Consider the following 24,215-nt stretch of genomic DNA (forward strand, 5'->3'; position numbering starts at 1 on the left):
TTGCTTAGAACAGTGTCAAAATGTAGAGCAAACTAAACAAAACAATCCAAATGATATCGACAAAGTGCCAGTAAATTTCCGCCATTTCGATACCAACGTGCTTAGTAGCAGAATAATGTCCTGCGCGACGAGAACGCCACAGCACACCCAAAATTAATAACAGTCCCACGAAAACGTGCAACCCGTGAAAACCTGTCATTAAGTAAAAACAGTTAGAAAAGATATTAGTAGTCAGTCCATAACCTAAACTTAGGTATTCATAAACTTGACCACCCAAGAAAATCGCCCCCATTAAAGCGGTGACAGCATACCAAAGTCTCATGCCATTGACATTGTTCTTTTTAATTGCTGTATCGCCTAAATGGATCACGAAACTACTAGAAACCAGAATGATTGTGTTAATTGTGGGTAATAATAACTCAACTTCTGTCCCTTCGGGCGGCCAATTTGCTGCACCACCACGATAAACTAAATAAGTGGCAAAAAAGCCACCAAACATTAAAGATTCAGAAGCTAAAAAAGTCAACAAACCCCATACTCTTAGGTCGGGATGTCCTTCATGATGGGCAACTTCTGTTGTCACTGCTGGATCGACAGAAGAATTGAGAATTTCTGATGTTTCAATTGCGCCTTGCATTTTACCTCCTACCAATTATCAGTGATTTGTATTTAGCTCCAGGATTTGAGCCCCCCTAACCCCCCTTATCAAGGGGGGAACTAGATTCACACTCCTTTCAAAGTCCCCCATTTTAAGGGAGAGAACCGGATTCAAAGTTCCCCATTTTAAGGGAGATAACTGGATTCAAAGTTCCCCATTTTAAGGGAGATAACTGGATTCAAAGTCTCCCTTTTTAAGGGAGAGAACCGGATTCAAAGTCCCCCATTTTAAGGGAGATAACTGGATTCAAAGTCTCCCTTTTTAAGGGAGAGAACCGGATTCAAAGTCCCCCTTTTTAAGGGGGATTTAGGGGGATCGAAGACACTGAAGCACAAACCACTAATCAAAATTAACTTACAGATTCGCTGGTTGCTTTTTCAGTTGTAGCACTATGACCATTCATACCATAATCGTAAGGGCCGTGAGTTACTACTGGTAAAACTTCCCAATTTTCGATTAGAGGTGGTGAACTAGTAGTCCATTCTAAACTTAGTGCATCCCAAGGATTGTCACTAGCTTTTTCCCCATACATCCAACTCCAAAGAGCATTAAAAAAGAAGGGAATTACAGAGATTCCTAAGAGTATGGAACCGAAGGTACAAACTTGGTTCAAAGTGATAAATTGGGGGTCATACATAGCAACGCGACGAGGCATTCCTTGTAATCCCAATTCGTGCATCGGTAGAAATGTTAAATGAGTGCCAATGAAAGTCATAATGAAGTGAACTTTTCCCCAAGTTTCATTCATCATTCTTCCGGTCATTTTGGGGAACCAATGGTAGATCCCCGCATAAATACCAAAAACAGAACCACCAAACAAAACGTAATGAAAATGTCCCACAACATAGTAAGTATCGTGTACGTGAAGGTCAAAAGGTGCAGTTCCTAAAGTTACGCCAGTGATGCCACCAATGACAAACATTGATAACAAACCGACAGCGAATAACATCGCACTTGTATAGCGAATTTTACCGCCCCAAAGTGTCGCCACCCAACCGAAAATTTTCACTCCCGTAGGTACAGCAACAATCAAAGTTGAGATGGTAAAAAACATCCGCATCCAGGGGGGTGTTCCGCTGGTAAACATATGGTGTACCCAGACGAATAACCCGACGAAACAAATCGCTAAACTGGAATATGCGATCGCCTTATAACCAAAAATCGGTTTCCTGGCGTGTACCGGAATTACTTCCGACATAATGCCGAAAATCGGCAAAATCATCAAGTAAACTGCGGGGTGAGAATAAAACCAGAATAAGTGTTGGTAAATAACTACATTTCCGCCTGCATCTGGTTTAAAGAAAGACGTGCCAAAATTGATATCAAATAATAGTAATACCAATCCTGCCGCTAATACTGGAGTTGAGAAAAGCGCTAATACCGAAGTTGCTAAAATTGCCCAACAAAACAGAGGAACTTGGGTCAACTGCATACTTGGTACGCGCATAAATAGGATCGTGATAACAAAGTTCACCGAACCTAAAATTGAGGAAGTTCCCACCAAAACAATGCTGAGAATCCACAACGATTGACCGATGTTATTCGTAATTAAACTCAATGGTGGGTAAGCAGTCCAACCAGATTGCGATCCACCAAAAAACAGACTAGCAATTAAAATTGCACCTGCGGGTGGATTTAACCAGAATGCGATCGCATTTAACTTGGGAAAAGCCATATCTCTAGCGCCAACCATTAACGGCACTAGAAAATTACCAAAACCCCCGATCGCTGCTGGTACAATCCACAGGAAAATCATAAATGTCCCGTGATTGGTTAAAAAAGCATTGTAGAGAGTCGGGTCAATAAAATCTGAATCAGGTGTTAGCAATTCCGCACGCATGGCGATCGCCATTAACCCACCAAGTAGGTAAAAGAAAAATGCTGTCACCAAATATTGAATGCCAATGACTTTGTGATCGACATTAAAGGTGAAATAGTCATACCATTTCCAAGCTTTTGGGTGTTCCTTTGAGGAATCACCTGATATACCTGGCGGAGTATTTAAGGGAAGTTGTGCTTGTGCCATAAACCGTTTTTCGTCTGCTAAAATCAGTCTCTTACTCTTAATAAGAAAATTCCCTGACTAATCACTTTGTCATTTGTCCTTTGTTCTTCGTCATTCGTCCTTTGTTTTTTACCAATGACTAATGACTCATGACCAATGACTAATGACCAATTTAGTCAGAGATTTTAATTACTCATGGAGGAAACTATTGCGCCTGGGTGTAAATGAGTTAAAGAATGAGCATCAATTCCCATTTCTTTAGCGTAAGGCGCAAGAAACTCTGAAGTTGGTAAATCAGCGGGATTAGCGGCAACAGTTTGAGTAGATTCTTGTTGCTGCGCTACCTGATTTTCTGTTACCCAACTGTTAAATGCTTCCGGTGTTTCTACAACAGCTGTTGCTCTCATACCACCGTGAAAACTACCGCACAATTCCGTACAAACGATCGGATAACTTCCCTCTTTTGTAGCGACAAACCTTAACTGTGTTGGTTGTCCGGGAATCGCATCTTGTTTGAGGCGAAATTGTGGTATCCAAAATGAATGGATTACATCCACAGCGCTAATGTTCAGTAGCACATCTTTGCCAATGGGAACGTGCAATTCTCCGCTAGTAACTCCGCTATCGGGATAATTGAAGATCCAGGCATATTGCATTGCGGTGACATCTACCACCAAACTAGCGGCTTTTCCTTCTTCTTCCGGTGTCGCACCTATGCCGTATTTTTTCTCTACAGGTGGTACAGCTACTTCGGAAGTTATGCTTTCTGAATCAGCGATTAGGGGTGCAGCGATCGCACTTCCCGGCATTTTCGCCATTTGAGACGAGCCACCATGATGATGTGCTATCATCTCGTAACCTGCCGGATCGAAACCGCCCATAGCTCGGTAAACTTCCACACTGTAGATTCCTAAGACAATCACAATTAGTGCTGGAATCGCAGTCCAAAAGATTTCTAAAGAGAAGTTACCTTCGATCGGCAAACCATCGCTATCATCATCTTTAGGTTTCCGATACTTAATCGCAAAAATTAAAATTGCACCTTGAACCACAATAAACAAGGCTGTTGCGATCGTCACCATGACGTTGAAGAAACCATCTACCAAAGGCGCTTGTGCCGAAGCTTGTTCTGGCAACAAATGATGGTTTTGACCAACCCAAAGGCTAAGAAATGCAATTACAACCCCTGCTACTAAGGTTAAGAGTGAAACGGGAATTTGTTTCATAGATATTTTTCCTTGATTGGGGCGACTCTCACCCTTAAGGTATAGTAGTCGCCTGTGCACATGGAGATATTTCTACCATTTAGCACTTGTTTCCTACTCTTATTTAAGCTAAGGGCATAAGTGATTTGCTGTCTTATTCGTAACTATTTCTTAAGGGCGGCAGGTAATCCTACCTAAATTTGACAGAAGCAGGAAAATTGTCGCTCAATTTTTGTGTTTTACTATACTCTTTGCAGAGCGACAATTCCTGAACAAATAACTCCTGATTCAGCTGTCAATTTAATTCCCCAAAATGTATCGAATTTGACGTTAATCAATTCGCATCTAATGGGGCATGAACGTGGCAATTTTTGGGGCAAACTCTGGAACAAGCTTCACAACCAATACAATTTTCGGCATTGGCGATCGTCATTACTTTACGAGGTTTTCTTCCTCATCCTCATCTTCAATAAACTCGCCATGTTCATTGACTGGTTTTAACTCCATCACCCCACGTCCACAAGCCTTAAAGCATCTGCCACATCCCAAACAAGTAGCAATTTTGATGTCTTGAAGAAATTGTGGTGTCCAAGTCTTTCCGCCGAACGTTGTTGCTGTTAATACCGCCATGAGTTTTGCTCCTTTTGAACTAGAATAATTAATGCTGTGTTTGTGTTTGTCTCCTGATATTAGGTTTATATCAGACGGCTATTTTTCCCACTTTTGCACCGCGACGGATCAAACTTATTAGACTAATTAACCTGCTACTCAAAGCTTCTAATTTAGCCTTAATCAGCACTGAGAAATTTTCTTGGGGTAGGGGTACTAGTATTTTTTGCCAGGGGTACTAGTATTTTTTTATGGGGGTTCTAGTATTTAATTACTCAAATAAATTAGCTAGAAGTATTGTTGCAGAAGGCTTAGGGAATTTCACTCAAGATTTTTGACCTTGAGTTCTGAATAATTACTTAATTAATAGTAGGAAAAATTCTCATTTATTAAGTAGGGTTTGCTAAATAAAGGTAAAAAGTAAGATAGGCAAGGGTGAAAGCGCCTTTTTTGCTCAAAACAAGTGCCAGTTTTTCAGACCTTTTGGCGCTTTCATCCTTGCCTTTTTCCAGGAAATTGTAGGGACACGGCATGAAAGAGATAACGTAGGAATTGCAAATATTAATGATGCCGTGTCCCTACCCCCACCAACAGACTTTTTCAGCAAGACACGACATGAAAGAGATAACGTAGGAATTGCAAATATTGATGATGCCGTGTCCCTACCCCCACCAACAGACTTTTTCAGCAAGCTCTAAGTACGTTGTTGCGCTTCAGCGCTAAAGCGCAACAACCTACCTAAAAATAAACTTACTCATTGCCGTAATTGTTGCAATACTTCATCAGTAAAAGGATCTTTACCCGCTTTGAGATCCTTAATCCAATCATGCCTTTGAGCTTTATCTTCTTCGGAGGTTTCAGGAGAATTTGCAACAGCTTGTAAATCTTCAATTGCCCCGGTTTTATCTCCAATTAAAGCTCTAGCAACGCCGCGACTATCGCGAATGGACAAATCTTTTGGTGCAAGTTTGACAGCATTTTCACAAGCAAACATTACCTCTTTAGCAGAGCGGTAGAGGCTGCCATACCAACACAGAGTATTCCATGATCCAGCAGAAATTTTCAACTTCGGGTCAAATTGTTGGGCTTTTTCGTAAGCAGTTAAAGCCGCTTTGACATTCCCTTCTTTAACTAGCTTTTCTCCCCCTTCGATTAAATCAGCAGCGAGTTGAGTTTTCCAGGCAGCTAAGTTGAGATTTGGGTCAAGTTTTTTGGCTTCGGTTAATTTCTGCATTGCTTGATCCCCATCTCCCTTTTCTTGCACCAAAGCTTTCCCTTGTCTCACCAAAAAGTGAGCTTCCTCTGTCTTTTTCCAACCGCCATATTTCCTACAGGTTTCTCCTGCTGCTACATTGTCAGGAGAAGCGAGTTGCGGATGCAAGCGCAATTGAGAACAACCCAACTGTAGTACATATTGCCAATTTTCCGGTGTAGGCCAGAGTTTGAGCGTCTTGTCATCACTGCCACTGAGGATGGTTTTGCCATCCCGACTGAAGGCGACAGCATTGACAGAATTTTGATGTCCGGTAAAAGTCTGGAGCAACTTGCCAGAAGTGTCCCAGAGTTTGAGTGTCTTGTCATCACTACCACTGAGGATGGTTTTGCCATCCCGACTGAAGGCGACAGCAAAGACAGAACTTTGATGTCCGGTAAAAGTCTGGAGCAACTTGCCAGAAGTGTCCCAGAGTTTGAGTGTCTTGTCATCACTGCCACTGAGGATGGTTTTGCCATCGGCACTAAAGGCGACAGCCCTGACAGAACCTTGATGCCCAATAAAAGTCTGGAGCAACTTGCCAGAAGTGTCCCAGAGTTTGAGTGTCTTGTCATCACTACCACTGAGGATGGTTTTGCCATCGGCACTAAAGGTGACAGCATTGACAGAATTTTGATGTCCCCTAAAAGTCTGGAGCAACTTGCCAGAAGTGTCCCAGAGTTTGAGCGTGTTGTCATCACTGCCACTGAGGATGGTTTTGCCATCGGCACTAAAGGTGACAGCCCTGACAGAATTTTGATGTCCCCTAAAAGTCTGGAGCAACTTGCCAGAAGTGTCCCAGAGTTTGAGTGTCTTGTCATCACTACCACTGAGGATGGTTTTGCCATCGGCACTAAAGGCGACAGCATTGACAGAATTTTGATGTCCCCTAAAAGTCTGGAGCAACTTGCCAGAAGTGTCCCAGAGTTTGAGTGTCTTGTCATCACTACCACTGAGGATGGTTTTGCCATCGGCACTAAAGGCGACAGCATTGACAGAATTTTGATGTCCCCTAAAAGTCTTGAGCAACTTGCCAGAAGTGTCCCAGAGTTTGAGTGTCTTGTCATCACTACCACTGAGGATGGTTTTGCCATCGGGACTAAAGGCGACAGCATTGACAGAATTTTGATGTCCCCTAAAAGTCTTGAGCAACTTGCCAGAAGTGTCCCAGAGTTTGAGTGTCTTGTCATCACTACCACTGAGGATGGTTTTGCCATCGGGACTAAAGGCCACAGCATTGACATAACCTTGATGTCCGGTAAAAGTCTTGAGCAACTTGCCAGAAGTGTCCCAGAGTTTGAGCGTCTTGTCATCACTGCCACTGAGGATGGTTTTGCCATCGGGACTAAAGGCAACAGCCCTGACATAATCTTGATGTCCGGTAAAAGTCTGGAGCAACTTGCCAGAAGTGTCCCAGAGTTTGAGCGTCTTGTCATCACTGCCACTGAGGATGGTTTTGCCATCGGGACTAAAGGCAACAGCATAGACAGAATCTTGATGTCCGGTAAAAGTCTGGAGCAACTTGCCAGAAGTGTCCCAGAGTTTGAGCGTCTTGTCATCACTGCCACTGAGGATGGTTTTGCCATCGGGACTAAAGGCAACAGCATAGACAGAATCTTGATGTCGGGTAAAGGTATTGCGTTCCCGCACCTCGTCCACTGCGTTATAAAGGCTGGAGTAAACTTCACTCAGGACATTTCCGACAGATGTTTGACTTTTTTCAGTAGTTTCGATGGCTTTAATCAGAGGTGTGGCAGTTCCCAAAGGGAGGAGTAATTTAATGTTGGCTGCATCTTCCCGCAAGTTTGCCAATGTCGCTTGTCTGCGCGAGTCTAAACCAAAAAAGATGGCAACAAGCGCTGCTAAAGATACAACCCCAATCACTCCCCCAACGGTTAACTGTTGTCGGCGGCGGCGGTTTTTGTTTTGTTGGCGACTAACTTTTATATAGTCCTCCGCCACCCCATCGAGCATTCCCAACTCACCATATTTACTCAAATAATCTTCTGCTTTGGCAAGTTTCGCCCCTTGCAACAACAACCCCAAATCGTTGGGTTTTCCCGCAGCTTCCCACTGCTGTGCCTGGGTTTCAATTTCCCGCTCCACAATCATCGCCTCTTGGTACTCTTTTTGCCAATCCCGCAACCGCTTCCAATGGCGAATCAAAGCTTCGTGAACCACATCAATGAGGATTTTCGATTTTTGATTTTCGCTTTTCGATTCCTCATCTGATTTCTCAGACATTGGATCTTCTGTGCGAGTAATCAGGCGATTTTGTTCATTGGCAAGGATTTGAGTAACTTTATCTAAAACTGCCAAGTCTTGGTGAGAATTAACTAAATCATCCAGGTAAACCCGCCTGCGAGTATCCAGAGTTTCCCCCACCTGCGTCAGTTCCAAAAACAAACGTTTAGCAACAATTTTTTCAGCTTCCCCAAGACTTTCATAAACTGCGTCGGCGCGTTTTTGCAAAGTTCCCTCAATTCCCCCTAAACTTTGATAAGTGGCTAACCGTAAAAACTGTTCCCCTTGCTTTTGCGCCTTGTTCCAAAGTTCCGTCAAGGTAAATTGCAACAAAGGCAAACTACCAGGATAATCTTCGACATCATTAATAATCTGCTGTTTTAACGCCCCTTCAATACCTAACCCCACCAACTCAGCAGGTTTAACAATAGCTTCTTCAATTTCCTCTCGGTTTAAGTGTCCGACATTAATATAAGGTTTCTCGATGCGTTCAGTTAATTGGGGATGTTCGCGCAACCGACTGCGAAAATCCGACCTCATCCCGATAATAATGTAGAGGTTTGGGTTGTTTTGGTTTAATTCGATCAGATGGTTAAAAAATTTCTCTCGCGTCTGTTCATCGCACATGGTAAAAACTTCTTCAAATTGATCGATTACCATGACGACAGGTTGAAAACCTTCGAGAGAACTCGCCTGCGAATCAAGAGAGCCCGCCTGTGAATCAATGGGTGGAACATCTCCCAGAGAGTCCGCCTGTGAATCAATGGGTGGAACATCTCCCAGAGAGTCCGCCTGCGAATCAATGGGTGGAACACCTCCCAGAGAGCCCGCCTGCGAATCAATGGGTGGAACACCTCCCAGAGAGCCCGCCTGCGAATCAATGGGTGGAACATCTCCCAGAGAGCCCGCCTGCGAATCAATTCGCAGGCTAATAGCTAAAGTCGGTTGAAACCGACTATCAATCTCTTCCCCAGTCCCCAGTCCCCAGTCCCCAGTCCCCAGTCCCTTTATAGCTGCTTCCAGATTTTCCAGAGGATTTCCCTGTGGCGTAAAGGGTTCCAGGTATATCCAACTATCACTCCCAGGAATTTCCTGCCCCAACTTTAGCTGATACAATAATCCCGCCCGCAACAGGGAAGATTTACCACTTCCCGACGCACCTAAAACGGTAATGAAGCGATGTTTGTTCTCAATTCGTGAAATTAGTTCCTTGGTTAAAATGTTACGTCCACAAAATACCTTTGCATCTTCTTGTTTTTCCGTAAAGTAAGACAGAGAACGATAAGGACAAGTATTCTCAAACCGTTTTTTGGGTGATTTCGTCGTCAGCCAAATTACCCTCTGGGAGTGTTTAATTGACGGGCGCTGGGATGTCCGCGCCATCTGCTTTTTGATAAAGTCAGCTAAGTTGCGGCTATTAACCTTCCCTTCCGAGTATTTTTCCGGGTTTAATCCTTCCAGTAGTGCCTTTGTGAATAAACCTTGTTCGTGGGATATTTCCAACCCTGGTTCGTAAGAACGAGTCGCAGTAATGAAGCAGTAATCTTTATCAGTATCAGTTGGGATAAATTTCAACAATTCGCCGCTGTAACAGCAATCTAGCCAAACAATCACCCGTTTTACCGGGCTTTTTTGCAATTCCTCTCCTAACCAACTCAAAGCAATCCCATAAATTTGTTCTTGGGGAAAAGCATCGCTGGTGGCTAGGAATACCTCCCTTTTACCATCCACAGTTTCCCGCCATCCATGCCCAGAAAAGAAGAATAGCGCTGTTTCTGGCGCTTCGTTAGGAGGCGGGGGGTTGAGTAAATTTGACAGAGCCTCTTTTAATTCCTCTGATTTTACCATCCCGTTCGGGTCGATTTGTGCCTCGCCTTTTTGATCCCTTTGTTGCGGTAAACACTGGACACGAAAGCTTTCATAGCCGTATTCTTTTAGTTGGACAGCAAGATCTTCTGCATCCTTCGCTGCTACACTAAGATCTTTTAGGGTTGTCTGTGAAGGATAGCGATTGATCCCAACCACTAGGGCTTCCCATTCCGATGTCATAGTGAGATAATTTAAAGATTTTTACTAGAGATATCAGAGTAAAATTTTCTAGAAATAATCAATTTATCAAGTAATACCTGCTCTTCTATATTATTGTATATATCCCTTGTTTTTCTGCAAAAGCCTATGAACTCTCAGATTAACACAACTGGTTTAGCTTTCCTGCTAGCCCTTCAAGATTTAGACACGCCGCTAAACGACATAGAAAAGCAAATTTTAAAAGAAGTTGCCGATCAACTTTATGCCCAACCTCTAGCTTGGTCAAGTGTTACCGAACCACTTTTATTAAGAATGATTGCGTCCAACGAGCCATTAAATCAACTCTATCAATTATATAAACCTCAACTCGATTCTATTGAAGATTTCCCCAACGAACTTTTGCCAACCACAACCGAAATCGAACAATTAAGCAGAGATGAAACAGTGGCGACTAGAGGATTGCCACCTCAATCAATACCGACAGGTTACAAGCAACAAATTAATAATTTAGTCATTGTCATTAGTCGTTCTGAAGATCCAAAAGAAGCTATTAAAAAATTAAGCTTTCCTGAGAAAGTCAAACAATTTTTTGGGTTAGAGACGCATTAGATCCCCGACTTCTTGAAGAAGTCGGGGATCTATGAAGATATCTTCAATCAACTAAATTGAATTCTGCCAACTCATGAGTAATCTTATTTATCCCACTCTCGATCTATTTCTGTATGATTTAAAGGAAGCCCTTAACAGTACTGGCGAAGCAATCACTAAAAATCAAGAAATTTTCACCAAGAAATTACCCAGTGATGTTAATCTCGATGACCCAGATAAAGAAGTAGAATATCTAGAACTCCTTCCACAAGACAGGTTTAAACACTTTAAAACTGATAAACTGCAAGGTTACTATTATCCTGTCCGCCTTAACGATACCTACGGTTTGCAAATTGATTGTTCAATAAATAACCAGACCGATCCTCAATCAGTCAATTATTTTAGCAATTTAAAAGCGGAAATAGAATCGCGTTTAAACCAACAACCCATCACCCTTGGACAAGCTTGGATTCTATCTGGTTGGTTGCCTGAAAATTCTCCTCAAAATCCCGAAGCAATTGCTAAAGATTGTTATAAAACATTCAGCAAAGATGCAGATTGGCAGCGAGATTTTCAAGGGAAAGGAAAGTTTTTTGGCGGGAATATATTTTACATACTTTTTGGTAAAACTCCCGTTTTGATTCTCATTTATCCGCAACAAAACGCCCAAAAAGTTGCAGATATTTATCCTGATTGGATGGGGTTGTTTTGTTATTATAGCAAAATTAATTGGAGTTACGATCAAAGCCGTTTTATCAAAAAATCTATTTTAGATTACTATCAAAAACTTGAAGGCGATCGACAAAAAATAACTAAATATGAGCCGCCAAAAGTTGGCTATCAATTAAATGATTACAAGCAAAGTCTTGAGCGCCTGCAACAAGAGATAAAGCAATATAGCGTTGATTTATTGGGAATGTCATTTCAAAAGCAAGTTATTGAAATCAATCTAAGTAATTATGAAACTCGCCTAGAGTTTATTCAGAAAAAACTCGATGCAAATAGCCAAATAGATTTTTTTCAAAAATTTACTGATTTAGTCACCAAGAAATACATCGTTCAAATCGATAAAGACTCAGAAAATATGCAAATCGGATTGCGATTGTTGGAAGATAATATTAACGCTGTGCGAGGTGGGATTGAACTTGCTAAGGCGGAACGCGATCGCAATTTTCAAGAATTTGTCGCTGTCGTCGGTGCTGGAGTCGCTGGAGTTTCTTTCGCACCCGCAGATAAAAATTGTGTACCGATTTTTGGTCAAGCTTCCCTATTTTGTAAAACTCCGGTTCTCTTTAGTCTTCTTGTGTTTGTAATCGCTGCTGGATTAACTTGGTTGATTAGGAGAAAATGGAAATAATCGATTTTTTTACCACAGATGTCCACAGATGTTGGCGCAGCTTTCCCGTAGGTAAGCAGATGAGTATATAGCCCACATTACATACCCAAAACTATCTAGGATTAAGCTAGTCCTTTATTTAAGAGCCGCAAAATTATGATCCAAGTAGTAATTAGCCCGCAATCTTTGTTAGAAACGGGCATTAAAGTTGAGAAGGTTGATAACCTTCGACTATTCAAATTTACCGACGAATTACAATCTCACCTCGAAGATTTGTTAGAAAAAAACAAGACAGGTTCGCTAACCCCAGAAGAGGAGGCAGAACTCAATGCTATAGGAGAACTAGACCGCATCTTTACCTACCTCAATTCTCTCTTGGTTGCCCAGCAATGACTATTAATGAATTGACGAGGCAATTGGTACACAAACGCGCAGACTACCTGTGCGAATACTGCCATTCTCCAGAAAAAATCAGCACTTCTCGCTTCACCATCGATCACATTCAACCACGTTCTTTGGGTGGCTCTGACAATTCTGATAACTTAGCTCTGGTTTGCAGTCGTTGTAACCAGCGTCGTTATAACTTCATAGTGGGTCGGGATGTAGAAACCTCAGCAATTCTACCCTTATTTAATCCCCGTCAACAGCAGTGGTCTGACCACTTCATCTGGAGCGCAGACGGTACAAAGATTCTCGGTACAACTCCCATCGGTCGAGCTACTTGCGAACGTCTTGACCTTAATGATGAACGCTACAGAGGAGAACGTTCTATCCAAGAAGCTCGTGCGCTGTGGGTTCAGGCTGGTTGGCATCCTCCTTCAGAAGATCCCCAGCAGCTTGAGTAAGCCGATTTGTCTGGATTAAATATTACATCTACTTACCCAAACAACCTTTTTCCGAATGGGAAATCATGCAGCAAGGTGTAAAAACAGGGAATAATAAATAAAGTCAACAACGTTGCTAGAGACAACCCAGAAAACACTACAACTCCCAAAGGTTGCAGAAATTCCGAACCTTCACCCATTCCCAAAGCTAAGGGGAATAAACCTAAAACAGTGGTAATAGTTGTCATTAAAATTGGTCGCAAACGTTGGGGTGCTGCTTTTAAAATGGCGGTGGTGCGATCGAGCCCTTCTTCTTCCCTAATTTGATTCGCCATTTCTACCATAATAATCGCATTATTGACGACAATTCCCACCAATAACACTGCTCCAACTAAAACCGTAGCACCGATCGCAGTTTTCGTAATATAAAGCCCAAAAATTCCCCCCGCTAAAGCTAACGGTACAGTCAGCATAATTACTAACGGATCGATCAGGGAATTGTATTGCACCGCCATTACTACAAATACTAAGAAAGCGGCTAAACTTCCCAGAATTTTTAATGAATTTTGTAACTGTCTATTTGTTTCGGCGTTGGAACTAGGTAAAATCGAAACACCTTGCGGTAATTTAGTTTCAGCTAAAACGCTATCTACTTGTTTTAAAGCTTCACTTAAACTAGCACCTTTGTTCAAACTTCCTGCAATAATGAAAACTTGTCTTTGGTTAATTCGTTGAATTTCTCCGGGTGCTTGTCCTTCTACAATTGTTGCTACATCACCCAAACGAATTAAGGCATTATTGTTAACAAAGAGAGGGATTTGTTCTAATTGAGAAGCGCGTTGTACAGATTCTCGATCTAATTGTACTCGCACATCGACTAAGCGGTTTCCTCTTTGTAATTGCGTCGGTGTAGAACCTTCGATCGCAGTTTGAATAGTATCGCCAATTGACTTGGTATTTAATCCTAAACTAGCAACTCTTTCCCAATCTGGGCGAATTTGAATTTCCGGTTGGCGATCGTCTGCATCAGGACGAAACTGTGCTAAAGTTACTTTTTCATCCATTGCTGCTAATACTTGTCTTCCGGCGCGTTGCAAACTTTGTTCATTTTCGCCTTGGAGCATAATATCAACTTCTGCACCTCTCACAGGCGAGTTACTTAAGATAATACCGCGCACTTGACCAGGACTTAAACGCAATCGAATTCCAGCTAAATTTAGCTTTTCAAATTCCCTAGTAACTCGTTGTACAAATGCCGCAACATCTGTTCCCGGTTTGAGAGTAATTGTACTACTACTACGGACTGGATTAGCATTAGTATTACTGCCGAAAAGTGAACCACCCGCAGTAGTAAATACAAAATCTGTTTCGGGTTGTTTGCCCAGAATTTCATCGACAACTGTCATTACTTTTTTGTTAGTTTCTACAGTTGTTCCTGGTGGAAATTGAGCAAATAAATTCGCTTGACCAGTATTAATTCTAGGTAAAATTTCTTGGGGAATTTGTCCTGCCATCCACCAACTACCGCCGCCTAAAATTAGGAAAGCTGCCAGAATTATTAACACCCGAAACCGCAATACAAAAGCTAAAAACCTTCCATAACTGCCCATTGAAGCTTCAAATCTTTCATTGAACTTTCGCAACAGCCAAAAATTACTTGCCCCGCTTGTCCAACGAATAGCTAAGAGTCGCGAACAGATCACTGGCACAATTGTTAAAGCGACTAAGAGCGAAGCGGCGACAGAGAAACTAATGGTGAGAATTAACTCATTGAAAAGTAAGGAAAAGAAACCACCAATTAACAAAAATGGTAAAACTGAAACTAAGTTAGTAGTTGTGGAAGCAAGTAAAGCTGATTCTACACTTTGACTGCTATTAACGGCGCTTTCAACTAACTGTTTGGAACTGAGGCGAGTGCGCGAATCTTTTCCGGGAGTTAACCCCGCACCTTCGGCAATTGTCTCCATCATGACGATCGAGTTATCCACCACAATACCGACACCTAGCGCCAAACCACCTAAACTGAAAACGTTAATCGAAAGTCCAAATAATTGCATTAAAATAATTGCGGCAATTGTCGCTAAAGGAATCGCTATAACGATAATTAAAGTTTGCCGCAGCGAACCTAAAAATAACAGAACTGCGATCGCAGCTAACCCCGCACCAATTAAACCCGAACTTGTAACGTTAGAAATTGAATTATTAATAAATCTCGACTCATCCAAAGTCGCCACGATTTGCATATCTTCGGGAACTAACCCCGACTTTCGTAACTCAGATATGCGTTTTTTTACTCCATCGACAACAGTAATAGTATTAGCATCAGGCTGTTTAGTCACGCTAACTTTAACAGCTGGTTCGCCATTTAAAAATACAAATATTCTTTGTTCTTCCGTACCATCAATAACTTCAGCAAACTCGCGCAGATAAACCCGACGATTGGAAATAGTAGATGTTGTACTTGCTCCCGGAGTTCTCACTAAAAAAGACAAGTTTCTAATTTCTTCTGCATCGCGAAATCGTCCCACCGTTCGAGTTAAAGGTTCCGAATCTTCACCGCGTAATCTACCACCAGAAACATCTTGATTGCGTTCTTCTAAACCATTTAAAACATCAGTTAAATTGACACCTAATGCTTGTAAACGTTTCAGGTCAATTTTTACTCTTACTTCTTCTTGAACTCCCCCCGCTACATCCACTGACGCAACACCAGAAACCACATTCAATTCACGGGATAATTCTTCATCAGCAAACACCCGTAAATCAACATCTTTTAAAGATGGAGATTGTAAGGCAAATTCATAAACTGGTTGTTGGGAAGGGTCAATTTTAAATAAGCGTGGTTCTTCAATTATTTCTGGTAATCTACCCCTAGCGCGGTTAAAAGCAGCAGTTGCATCATTCAATGCTTGGTCAATATTTCCCCCTGGTTCAAAGTATAAATCTACGTTTACTTGACCTTCGCGAGTTTGGGAATAAACTTGCACTACACCTTCTGTAGCACTTAAAGCTTCTTCCAAAGGTCTAGTAATTTCGTCAATTGCTACTTCTGGCGAAACTCCAGGGGCGGTGAGTCGCACGCCGATGCGCGGATAGGTAATAGAAGGCAACAAATCAACTTGCAGTTGGGTAAAAAAGAAAAATCCTAATACCAAAACTGTTAAAGTCAGCATTAAAGTACCAATATGCTGACGAATAGAAGTAGCACTCAGGCTAAACCCAGATGTTTTGACATTTTCCATCATTGCCGACCTTTTTGTTGAGTGTTTTCTTCTTGAGTTGGTGCAGAAGACTGACGTTCGCGCCCGCCCCCTCCCCGCCCCACACCTTCAGACAAAATACTAAACCGCACCGCATCCCCATCTTTTATAGGTCTGCCACTACGCACCACAAACCTTTCTCCCGCTTGCAAACCGGAAATTACTTCAACTTTGCTATTAGCGCGATCGCCCAAAACCACCTGACGCGCCGCCACCTTCCCTTCCCTACCTTCTGCCGTCACCACAAAAATAGTCCCTTGGTTGGAGGACTGGGGACTGGGGACTGGGGACTGGGGACTGGGGAGGTAGGGGGATGGGGGGATGGGGGGAGAGAAAGAATTATTCTCCCCTGCTCCCCTGCTCCCCTGCTCCCCTGCTCCTCTGCTCCCCTGCTCCCCTGCTCCCCTGCTCCCCTGCTCCCCTGCTCCCCTGCTCCCCTGCTCCCCTGCTCCCCTGCCTCTACCTCTAGAAACTTCTAGCGCTGTCGTTGGAATCAGAACCTTGGGGGCATTTTGTTGAGTAAATTGGACTCTTGCTAATAAACCGCTACCAATTTGCCCATTTTGATTCGGAATTAAAATTTCTACGGGAATTTGCCTTGCAGTAGGATCGGCAGCAGGAGAAATTCGGGCAACTGTGCCTGCAAAATTTTGATTAGGAAAAGCGTCTAATTGTACTTGTACCGACTGTCCGACTTGAATATTAGGCAGTTCCAATTCGGAAAGCGGAACTATCACTTTTACTTGATTGAATTCTCCCAGTTTTAAAACCTCGCCTCCCGGTTGTACCAAATTTCCCGGTTCGCTGGTTCGTTCAATAACTACGCCATCAACGGGCGAGATGAGTTTGGCGTAAGATAAGCGCTCTTTCAACTCAGCAATTACGGCTCTTTGGGCAACTACTCTACCTTGAGCAGCGGCAACTGCTTGCTGTTCGGTACGAATTTGTTCTTCTGCGGCTAAAACTGCTTGTTTATTAGTGCCTACTTCGGTTTGGGCTAATTCGGCATCTTGCAGGGAAATTGCCCCTTGTTTTTGTAAAAATGCTCGTCTTGCTGCGGTTGACTGGGCTTGTTTCAGTGTTACTTTAGCTTGTTCGGCTCTAGCTCTGGCGTTACTAACTTGAGTTCTGGCGCGTGCTACTTCTGAGTCACGGGTAGCTAGTTCCGCTTCCGCTTGAGTTACTTGATTTAATAATAATGTGCTATCCAACTGCGCTAACTGTTGACCCCGCTGCACCCGATCGCCCACATTAACGTTCAAGTTCAGCAATCGCCCTTCAACTTGCGATCGCAAAGAAACTTCCCTTGCAGGTCTAGTTGTACCTATATATATAGGTGCTTCCTGGAGAACGCCAGGACGTGCGATCGCCACATCCACTGCTATAGAGGTTGGCCCCCTTTCGGCTCCTCTCTGGGCTCCAGATCCCCGACTTTGTGCTTCCGCTTCTGCTTTGGGCGTTCCGCTACAGCCCGTTAAAGTCAGCAGCAGCGGTGCAAGGCAAAAGCCAAAAGCCAAAATGTACGAATATGAAATTTTTACCTTGGCTCTTTTCATAATTTCTTTAGACTTCCTGCACAACTGCCAAGCTCAAACCCTTTACAAAAGTTAACCTCTCCCTAGAATAACGGCAAAGAGAAGATTTCAGCTTACATCTCTAGTAAGGTTTGCTCAAGACTAAAGCTACTAGGACTTACTGAGATCTTGCACCTGCGATGCGAGCTATTAGCCAGGGACTCAAGTCCCTGGCTAATAGCTCAAGTCCATTAAAATGGACTGAAAATTTTTGAATCCTAAGTAGGGCTTGCTGAATAAGTCTGTTGGTGAGGGTAGGGACACGGCATCAAAAACATTTGCAACTCCTGCGTTATCTCCTGAATGCCGTGTCCCTACAATTTCCCTGAAAAAGGCTTGGGGAATTCGCCAAAAGATGCGATCGCAAAGACTCGTTTTGAGCAAAAAAGGCGCTTTCACCCTTACCTATCTTACTTTCTTCCTTTCTTCAGCAAGCCCTAAGTATTTAGTCTTATGACAGAGGACTTTAGCTACTCGCGGTGCGAATCAATTCGCAGGCGGATTTTAGGACTCATGCAAGATCTGAGTACATCAGTCTTGACGGAGGCAGGAGAGATTTATTGCTTTGATTTCTCAATAGATAGTCAAATAAGTGAAAAATTATCTCAATTAGCCCGTATAATATAAACGCAGTTTAAATACCTAGTTTTCATTGTAAGGTCATGGGTCTGACAAAAAGATTTTTACTTGGTGTGAGTGCGGTAGCCTTAGCATTAACGAGTTTGACTTTGAACACAACCGGGAAAAAGTCATGGGCAGAAGCACCAAATGTTCCTCAGAAGTTAGAAAATACTCTGGCTCAAGCATCTCTGACAAAGATTAGAATTGCTTTTCCCGCTCGTGGTGATAGCGCTGATTTACAGAGAAAAGCTAATGCTGTGGCTCAATTCCTCTCCCAAAAACTAGGTATGCCTGTAGAAGCGTTAGTAGCTGATGACACGGCTGCTGTAGAAGCTTTACGAGCAAATCGTGCCCAAGTAGCTTTTTTGAGCAGTCGTCCAGCAATTAAAGCCGAACAATTAGCCAATGCTAAATTGTATTTAGCTGAAGTACGTCCGAATTATTCTGGTGGACACACTTACAGATCGATATTTGTAGTTCCTAAAGATAGCCCTTTACGCAGTGGCAATTCTCCTGATACTCTTAAACAATTGCAAGGAAAAAAAATCGCTTTCACTTCTCCAACTTCAGGTAGCGGATTCATTTTCCCTGTGGGAGAATTAGTTAAGTTGAGTTTAGTTCCAAATCGCGATCGCCTTAACGGTTTCTTTAGCCAAGTTAGCTACGGAAACGGTTACAGTGGAGCATTACAAGCCGTTTTACGGGGACAAGCAGATGTAGCAGCAGTTTCCGAATACACCCTTGGCGCACCTTATATCACTCCCCAAGAAGCAAGTCGCTTGCGGATACTTTATGCTATTTCAGGTGTACCTGCTCATGGAGTAGCAATTGATGATAGTGTTCCTCCAGCTATGCGTGAGAAAATCATCAACGCTTTGATGGAAATGAATAAGCCAGAAAATAATCAATTGCTGAAAAATTTGTACAATTCGACAAGTTTTGTAAAAGTTAACAGCACCACTCATTTACTACCTATGCGTGAAGCATTGCAACGCGCTGGAATTGAACCATAATTTTGTCATTAGTTATTTGTCATTGGTCATTTGTGAAAGTTAACTTTTGACCAATGACCAACTACCAATTACCAAGTACCAACTACCGATGACGATCGAATGTGAGAAAATAACTACTCCCTATAGTGCCAATCTGAATCGTCCGATTTTAAACGGGATTAGTTGCCAAATTGAACAGGGTGAATTTGTTGCTTTATTAGGATTAAATGGCGCGGGAAAGTCTACTTTACTGCGTTCTATAGTTGGCTTAGTTCCTTTGGAAAGTGGAATAATCAAAGTTAATAACATAGTGCAGAATCAGCAACAAAAACATTGTTCTGATGTGGCGATGTTATTTCAGGGCGGAGGTTTAATTCGCCAGTTAACAGCAATTGAAAATGTGCTGTGTGGGCGTTTGGGGAGTTTATCTGCTTGGCAAAGTTTGTGGGGGTTTCCGAAACGCGATCGCCGTTTAGCCCTAGAACTTTTGGATCGCTTAGGATTAAAAGAACACGCTTATCAAAAAACTGCTTATTTAAGTGGTGGACAACAACAAAGAGTTGCGATCGCCAGAGCTTTAATTCAAAATCCTAAGATACTATTGGCTGATGAACCAACTACAGGTTTAGATATTTTAGCAGCTAAACAAGTAATGGAAACTTTAGCTCAATTAAATTCGGAACAGGGAATCACAATTGTGGTAGTATTGCATGATTTAGCGTTAGCTGCTGCTTATGCTCAAAGAGCGATCGTCCTTGAAGCCGGAAGCATTATTTATGATGGCAAATGCCATAACTTACCAGAAATTCTGCAAGCTGGTTAAACCTGAAGTAAAACCAATGACAAAAACATTTAAAACCCTCAAATTTAAACATCCTTTATTCTTCAAATGGGTAAAACGACTATCCATTTTATCAGTTGTGATTGCCGTTTATACTTGGGCATTAAAAGGGTTACAAGTTGATTTAAAACTTCTCAAAGATAGCTGGCCTCATATAGTAGATTTTATCACCCGTTTGTGGCCTCCTGATTTATCAATTTTGGATATTGCCATTGTCCGCTTAATAGAAACAATTCAAATGTCAATTTGGGGAACTACCATTGGCGCAATTCTTTCCTTACCTTTAGCAGTTCTTTCGGCGCGAAATTTAGCACCTCGCTGGATGCAATTATTCGCCAATTTCTTACAAAACGTAGTGCGTTCTGTTCCCTCAATTGTTTTAGGATTACTGTTTGTTGCAGCAACCGGACTCGGCGCACCTGCGGGAACTTTGGCTCTCGGTATCTATACAATTGGTTATCTTGCAAAATTTTATCAAGAAGCAATTGAGTCTGTTGAAGCTCGTTCTCTTGAATCATTGCAGGTTTGTGGCGCTTCGTGGTTACAAATAGCACAATATGGCATTCTGCCTCAAGTGTTGCCTTTGGGCTTAGGCTATACTCTGTATATGTTTGAGTACAATATTCGCGCCGCCTCTGTTTTGGGGGTAGTGGGAGCCGGAGGTATTGGTTTTGAACTGGTTAACTACATTAAAGGTTTTGAGTACAATAAAGCTACGACCATGATGTTAGTCTTATTGGTTGTGGTGACAGCGATCGATGCTCTGAGTAGTAAATTACGCCAACATCTGGAAGCTAGCTATCGTTTTACTCACAAAAACAAGTAAGCGAAGTTTTATATTTACTAACAAAAAAATTTTTGTATAACCTATTACTAGGAATTACGTGAGCTTTTCCAATCAAAGTCAGTGGTAATTCTATTACATTTAGGCGATCGCCGGAGCCATACAAGGTTATAATACTGGTCTCATATAAAATCAAATTTCCCAGAACAAAGGTAAACAAGTTTACCTAAGATTCTACATGGGCTACTAAAAAGTTACAAATCAGGCTGTTTATTGACGACAGTTCTGTTAATAGCTGATTAACCAGGGTGCAAGTTGTATTTAAATCTGTTTTTACAATGACTATATATGAATTAGTACAATTGTTAAATGCTACTCAGAAAAAACCCTTGACATCGCTGCAAGAATGGGTACTGCATCAAGCTTGGGAGGGAAAAACTTACTCGCGGATGGCAGCAGAGGGTAATTATGTCGATGAATATCTGCGAAAAACTGCTTCTGAGTTATGGGCATTGCTAAGTGAATTTTTGGGAGAGACAATTACAAAATATAACTTTCGTGCGACTTTGGAACCCCGCAAACTCACCAAAGCACAGCAGCAATTAATTAGAGATTTTAGCTATTCTAGTAGTTCTTCACCCCTAGAATTCCCAGGCGCACCCCTAGCCATCAACTCTAAATTTTACATTCCCCGACCACCAATAGAAGAACTTATCTATGAAGAGATTACCAAACCAGGAAGTTTAGTGCGAATTAAAGCTCCCCGGAAAATGGGAAAAAGTTCTTTAGTGCTGCGTGTTGTTGCTCATGCAGATAGCTTAAATTATCGCACTATAAATATAGATTTTCGTCAAGCCGATCGAGCATTTTTCGCTAATATCGATAAGTTTTTGCGTTGGGTTAGTGCTAATGTCTGCCGAGAGTTAGAGCTAGAATCAAGAATAGATAATTACTGGGATGAGGAGATTGGTAGTAAGGTAAGTTGCACGGTTTATTGGCAATCTTATTTATTAGAGCAACTGCAAACTCCCTTAGTTTTAGTTTTAAATGAAGTTAACCGGATTTTTGAGTATCCAGAAATTGCTCAAGAATTTCTGCCTTTATTGCGTTATTGGCACGAACAAGCTAAATATATTGAAGTTTGGCAAAAGCTGCGTTTGGTAGTAGTTTACTCTACAGAAATTTATGTGCCACTAAAGCTCAATCAATCACCCTTTAATATTGGCTTACCTCTAAAATTACCACCTTTGACTGCGGAGCAAGTTCAGGAATTAGCACAACGCTACAACTTAGATTGGACGGATCATGCAAAAACTAAAAGACTAATCGCTTTGTTAGGAGGACATCCTTATTTAGTGCAACTAGCTTTCTATCACTTACATCGTCAAGATGTGGGACTAAAAGAATTATTGCAACAAGCGGCGACTGAATCAGGAATTTATGAAGAATATCTGCGCTATTCTTTGGCAACAGTGCAAGCAGAACCGGGATTAGAAGTAGCTTTGCAACAGGTAATCAGGAGTGAGGAACCAGTGAAGTTAGATCCTGTAGTTGCTTATAAGTTAGAGAGTATCGGGTTAGTAAATATTGATGGCGATCGCGTAGTTCCTAGCTGTGAACTCTATCGCCTCTATTTTAGCAGAAAACTATTACCTAGCCAAGCAGAAATTGCCACAAATGATTCTCTGACTCAGAACTTTACCCAGTTAGAAAGAGAAAATTTAGAATTGCGCCGCCTGCGAGACATTGATGATTTTACCAAACTTGCTAATCGGCGTTACTTTGAACAATATCTAGTAGAACAGTGGCAAAAGTTAGCTCTCACAACATCACCTTTGTCTGTAATCTTATGCGATATTGACTTCTTCAAAATTTATAATAAAACTCAAGGTTCGGAAGCCGGAGATAATTGTTTACGCCAAATAGCAGAGGTAATGCGTCAACTAGTGAGAAGATCTTATGATGTTGTTGCTCGTTATCAAGAAGATGAATTTGCCATCATTTTACCCAATGCTAATGCTAACATTGCCTGTGAAGTTGCCGAAAGAATTCGGGAAAAAGTCAAAAGTTTAGCTATTAGTCACGATCCTAAAATTGGTGGTCTTCCCGCTCCGGTGTTAACTGTAAGTTTAGGAGTAGCAAGCACTATTCCTGATAACAATATTAACTCAGATAACTTGTTGCGTAAAGCCAAGGAAGCTCTTTCTCAAGCTAAAACTTTAGGGCGAAATCAAGTTAATTTTCAGGAACTTTAGAGTATGTTTGAAAGTTGAGTTACTCAGATCCCCGACTTCTTGAAGAAGTCGGGGATCTGACAGGGAGATCCCCGACTTCTTGAAGAAGTCGGGGATCTGACAGGGGATCTGACAGGGATCTGACTTGCTAGATTAATCCGGTAAACCTTGAGGTTCTAACACTTCTTTATGGAAACCTTGCCGAACTGGGAAATTTAGATATCGCGCTTGTAAAACTTGCCATTCTTGCCATGCTTGGTAACGAGTTTCTGCTAGTTCTTTACTCAAAGTATCAGGTAATTTTGCTTTTTCCGTTCGCAAAGCTTCGGTGAGGAATTCATCTAAAACCATGCTATCCTGAATATTTCCTAACACTTCTTGAACTTTCTTGACATCTTGGCAGTAAGTGGCAAAACTTTCCCCATAAAAATCGGTAAATAATTCCATTTGGTAGCGAACTCGCTTTGCTTGTTTGCGTAAGTCGTGCAGCATTTCTCCTTGTTGATTTAACTGTTCTTCTACCGCCTGATGATTCAAGTTTTCCCTGGGGCGAATTCCACTTTCTTCGCTTTCTACTCCCACTAACCAACCAGGGTGCAATAAAAACTCGCTAACTTCGGGTAAAAGTAAATCTGGTAACACTTCTAGAATTGGTAATTGAGCCGTTACTTGATATTTTGGTTCTTTAAACCAATCCTGAAATCCTTGCTTCAGTTTTTGGTAACTTGACTTTTCTTCTAAAGTCCTTTTTACCTGTTTGAAAGCTTCAGATCGTTTTGTTTCTAAGTAATCTAAGGCAATGTTAATAACTTTTTGTTCTGACTTAGGTAAAGCTGGTTTGTACTGATTTTCCAATGCTTCTTTGAGTACGTCTAAGTCTCGTAATACCCCTAAAATGCGAGCAATTTTCCCAACTTGTCTTTCTTGGGCTGCTGGTGGTAAATCTAAGGCAGGTGCAAAACCTGTGGTTGCGGTTCTGAGGCGGCGCATTCCTACACGCATTTGGTGTAAGGCTTCTGGATCTTTATCTTTGAGGACTTCTGCTTCATACTTAATTGTTTTGTTGAAGTGTTTCTCAACGGCAATATAAGCCCAGTCGCCCAAGGTATTAGCTTTTTTTGGGTTATTTGATGTCATAATTGTTTGGCATGGAATTAGAT

15 protein-coding genes and 1 pseudogene are annotated in these 24,215 nt (G+C 42.0%); 8 read left to right on the forward strand and 8 right to left on the reverse strand.

Annotation, left to right across the window (positions count from 1 at the left end; all coding sequences use genetic code 11):
• Window positions 1-4: 4 nt before the first annotated feature.
• From ACE1CI_RS02390 to ACE1CI_RS02410, 5 genes and pseudogenes are all read right to left on the reverse strand, one after another.
• On the reverse strand, window positions 5-637 hold the full coding sequence (locus ACE1CI_RS02390) for a cytochrome c oxidase subunit 3 (protein WP_413268204.1): 633 nt from the start codon (window positions 635-637) through the stop codon (window positions 5-7).
• Between the two features lie 370 nt (window positions 638-1,007).
• Window positions 1,008-2,684 (reverse strand): cytochrome c oxidase subunit I, encoded by a 1,677-nt coding sequence (ctaD, locus tag ACE1CI_RS02395; protein ID WP_413268205.1) that lies wholly within the window; start codon window positions 2,682-2,684, stop codon window positions 1,008-1,010.
• Window positions 2,685-2,848: 164 nt separating this feature from the next.
• Window positions 2,849-3,889 (reverse strand): cytochrome c oxidase subunit II, encoded by a 1,041-nt coding sequence (locus tag ACE1CI_RS02400; protein ID WP_413268206.1) that lies wholly within the window; start codon window positions 3,887-3,889, stop codon window positions 2,849-2,851.
• 313 nt (window positions 3,890-4,202) lie between these two features.
• Window positions 4,203-4,498 (reverse strand): annotated as a pseudogene (gene fdxB, locus ACE1CI_RS02405) (ferredoxin III, nif-specific).
• A gap of 733 nt (window positions 4,499-5,231) precedes the next feature.
• The gene (locus ACE1CI_RS02410) at window positions 5,232-10,022 is read right to left on the reverse strand and encodes an nSTAND1 domain-containing NTPase (RefSeq protein ID WP_496615197.1); all 4,791 of its coding nucleotides are present in this window, start codon (window positions 10,020-10,022) and stop codon (window positions 5,232-5,234) included.
• Window positions 10,023-10,148: 126 nt separating this feature from the next.
• Between ACE1CI_RS02410 and ACE1CI_RS02415 the strand changes: the two genes are divergently transcribed.
• The 4 genes from ACE1CI_RS02415 to ACE1CI_RS02430 all read left to right on the forward strand — a co-directional run bounded on the left by ACE1CI_RS02415 (window position 10,149) and on the right by ACE1CI_RS02430 (window position 12,770).
• A complete protein-coding gene (locus ACE1CI_RS02415; protein WP_413268099.1) occupies window positions 10,149-10,610 on the forward strand; it encodes a hypothetical protein in 462 nt (153 codons plus the stop codon).
• Window positions 10,611-10,683: 73 nt separating this feature from the next.
• The gene (locus ACE1CI_RS02420; RefSeq protein WP_413268100.1) at window positions 10,684-11,946 is read left to right on the forward strand and encodes a hypothetical protein; all 1,263 of its coding nucleotides are present in this window, start codon (window positions 10,684-10,686) and stop codon (window positions 11,944-11,946) included.
• 135 nt (window positions 11,947-12,081) lie between these two features.
• Window positions 12,082-12,318, forward strand: a complete 237-nt coding sequence (locus ACE1CI_RS02425; RefSeq protein WP_413268101.1) for a hypothetical protein — start codon at window positions 12,082-12,084, stop codon at window positions 12,316-12,318.
• The gene (locus tag ACE1CI_RS02430) at window positions 12,315-12,770 is read left to right on the forward strand and encodes an HNH endonuclease (protein WP_496615198.1); all 456 of its coding nucleotides are present in this window, start codon (window positions 12,315-12,317) and stop codon (window positions 12,768-12,770) included. The genes ACE1CI_RS02425 and ACE1CI_RS02430 overlap by 4 nt, the downstream gene beginning before the upstream one ends.
• A gap of 32 nt (window positions 12,771-12,802) precedes the next feature.
• On the opposite strand, the gene ACE1CI_RS02435 is transcribed toward ACE1CI_RS02430, so the two are convergent.
• The gene (locus tag ACE1CI_RS02435; RefSeq protein WP_459564165.1) at window positions 12,803-15,991 is read right to left on the reverse strand and encodes an efflux RND transporter permease subunit; all 3,189 of its coding nucleotides are present in this window, start codon (window positions 15,989-15,991) and stop codon (window positions 12,803-12,805) included.
• The gene (locus ACE1CI_RS02440) at window positions 15,991-17,565 is read right to left on the reverse strand and encodes an efflux RND transporter periplasmic adaptor subunit (protein ID WP_413268104.1); all 1,575 of its coding nucleotides are present in this window, start codon (window positions 17,563-17,565) and stop codon (window positions 15,991-15,993) included. Before ACE1CI_RS02440 ends, ACE1CI_RS02435 begins: the two co-directional genes overlap by 1 nt.
• A 680-nt stretch (window positions 17,566-18,245) precedes the next feature.
• On the opposite strand from ACE1CI_RS02440, the gene phnD reads away from it, so the two are divergent.
• From phnD to ACE1CI_RS02460, 4 genes are all read left to right on the forward strand, one after another.
• A complete protein-coding gene (phnD, locus tag ACE1CI_RS02445) occupies window positions 18,246-19,217 on the forward strand; it encodes a phosphate/phosphite/phosphonate ABC transporter substrate-binding protein (RefSeq protein WP_413265543.1) in 972 nt (323 codons plus the stop codon).
• An 88-nt stretch (window positions 19,218-19,305) separates the two neighbouring features.
• Complete coding sequence (locus tag ACE1CI_RS02450) at window positions 19,306-20,019, forward strand: phosphonate ABC transporter ATP-binding protein (protein ID WP_459564087.1); 714 nt, start codon at window positions 19,306-19,308, stop codon at window positions 20,017-20,019.
• Window positions 20,020-20,035: 16 nt separating this feature from the next.
• Window positions 20,036-20,863, forward strand: a complete 828-nt coding sequence (phnE, locus tag ACE1CI_RS02455; protein ID WP_413265545.1) for a phosphonate ABC transporter, permease protein PhnE — start codon at window positions 20,036-20,038, stop codon at window positions 20,861-20,863.
• Window positions 20,864-21,159: 296 nt separating this feature from the next.
• The gene (locus ACE1CI_RS02460) at window positions 21,160-23,076 is read left to right on the forward strand and encodes an AAA-like domain-containing protein (RefSeq protein ID WP_413265546.1); all 1,917 of its coding nucleotides are present in this window, start codon (window positions 21,160-21,162) and stop codon (window positions 23,074-23,076) included.
• Between the two features lie 132 nt (window positions 23,077-23,208).
• Here ACE1CI_RS02460 and ACE1CI_RS02465 read toward each other — a convergent pair whose 3' ends face one another.
• Window positions 23,209-24,192 (reverse strand): CHAD domain-containing protein, encoded by a 984-nt coding sequence (locus tag ACE1CI_RS02465; RefSeq protein WP_413265547.1) that lies wholly within the window; start codon window positions 24,190-24,192, stop codon window positions 23,209-23,211.
• Window positions 24,193-24,215: the final 23 nt, after the last annotated feature.

The sequence above is a fragment of the Floridaenema flaviceps BLCC-F50 genome, assembly GCF_041929275.2.
Lineage (GTDB): Bacteria > Cyanobacteriota > Cyanobacteriia > Cyanobacteriales > Aerosakkonemataceae > Floridanema > Floridanema flaviceps.

Excerpts from the sequence above, each read along its gene's own strand:
- ACE1CI_RS02425 (WP_413268101.1), top strand. The coding sequence starts at position 12,082 with ATGATCCAAGTAGTAATTAGCCCGCAATCTTTGTTAGAAACGGGCATT.
- ACE1CI_RS02430 (WP_496615198.1), top strand. The coding sequence starts at position 12,315 with ATGACTATTAATGAATTGACGAGGCAATTGGTACACAAACGCGCAGAC.
- ACE1CI_RS02415 (WP_413268099.1), top strand. The coding sequence starts at position 10,149 with ATGAACTCTCAGATTAACACAACTGGTTTAGCTTTCCTGCTAGCCCTT.
- ACE1CI_RS02400 (WP_413268206.1), bottom strand. The coding sequence starts at position 3,889 with ATGAAACAAATTCCCGTTTCACTCTTAACCTTAGTAGCAGGGGTTGTA.
- ACE1CI_RS02465 (WP_413265547.1), bottom strand. The coding sequence starts at position 24,192 with ATGACATCAAATAACCCAAAAAAAGCTAATACCTTGGGCGACTGGGCT.
- phnE (WP_413265545.1), top strand. The coding sequence starts at position 20,036 with ATGACAAAAACATTTAAAACCCTCAAATTTAAACATCCTTTATTCTTC.
- ACE1CI_RS02420 (WP_413268100.1), top strand. The coding sequence starts at position 10,684 with ATGAGTAATCTTATTTATCCCACTCTCGATCTATTTCTGTATGATTTA.
- ACE1CI_RS02410 (WP_496615197.1), bottom strand. The coding sequence starts at position 10,022 with ATGACATCGGAATGGGAAGCCCTAGTGGTTGGGATCAATCGCTATCCT.
- ACE1CI_RS02390 (WP_413268204.1), bottom strand. The coding sequence starts at position 637 with ATGCAAGGCGCAATTGAAACATCAGAAATTCTCAATTCTTCTGTCGAT.
- phnD (WP_413265543.1), top strand. The coding sequence starts at position 18,246 with ATGGGTCTGACAAAAAGATTTTTACTTGGTGTGAGTGCGGTAGCCTTA.
- ACE1CI_RS02450 (WP_459564087.1), top strand. The coding sequence starts at position 19,306 with ATGACGATCGAATGTGAGAAAATAACTACTCCCTATAGTGCCAATCTG.
- ctaD (WP_413268205.1), bottom strand. The coding sequence starts at position 2,684 with ATGGCACAAGCACAACTTCCCTTAAATACTCCGCCAGGTATATCAGGT.
- ACE1CI_RS02435 (WP_459564165.1), bottom strand. The coding sequence starts at position 15,991 with ATGGAAAATGTCAAAACATCTGGGTTTAGCCTGAGTGCTACTTCTATT.
- ACE1CI_RS02460 (WP_413265546.1), top strand. The coding sequence starts at position 21,160 with ATGACTATATATGAATTAGTACAATTGTTAAATGCTACTCAGAAAAAA.
- ACE1CI_RS02440 (WP_413268104.1), bottom strand. The coding sequence starts at position 17,565 with ATGAAAAGAGCCAAGGTAAAAATTTCATATTCGTACATTTTGGCTTTT.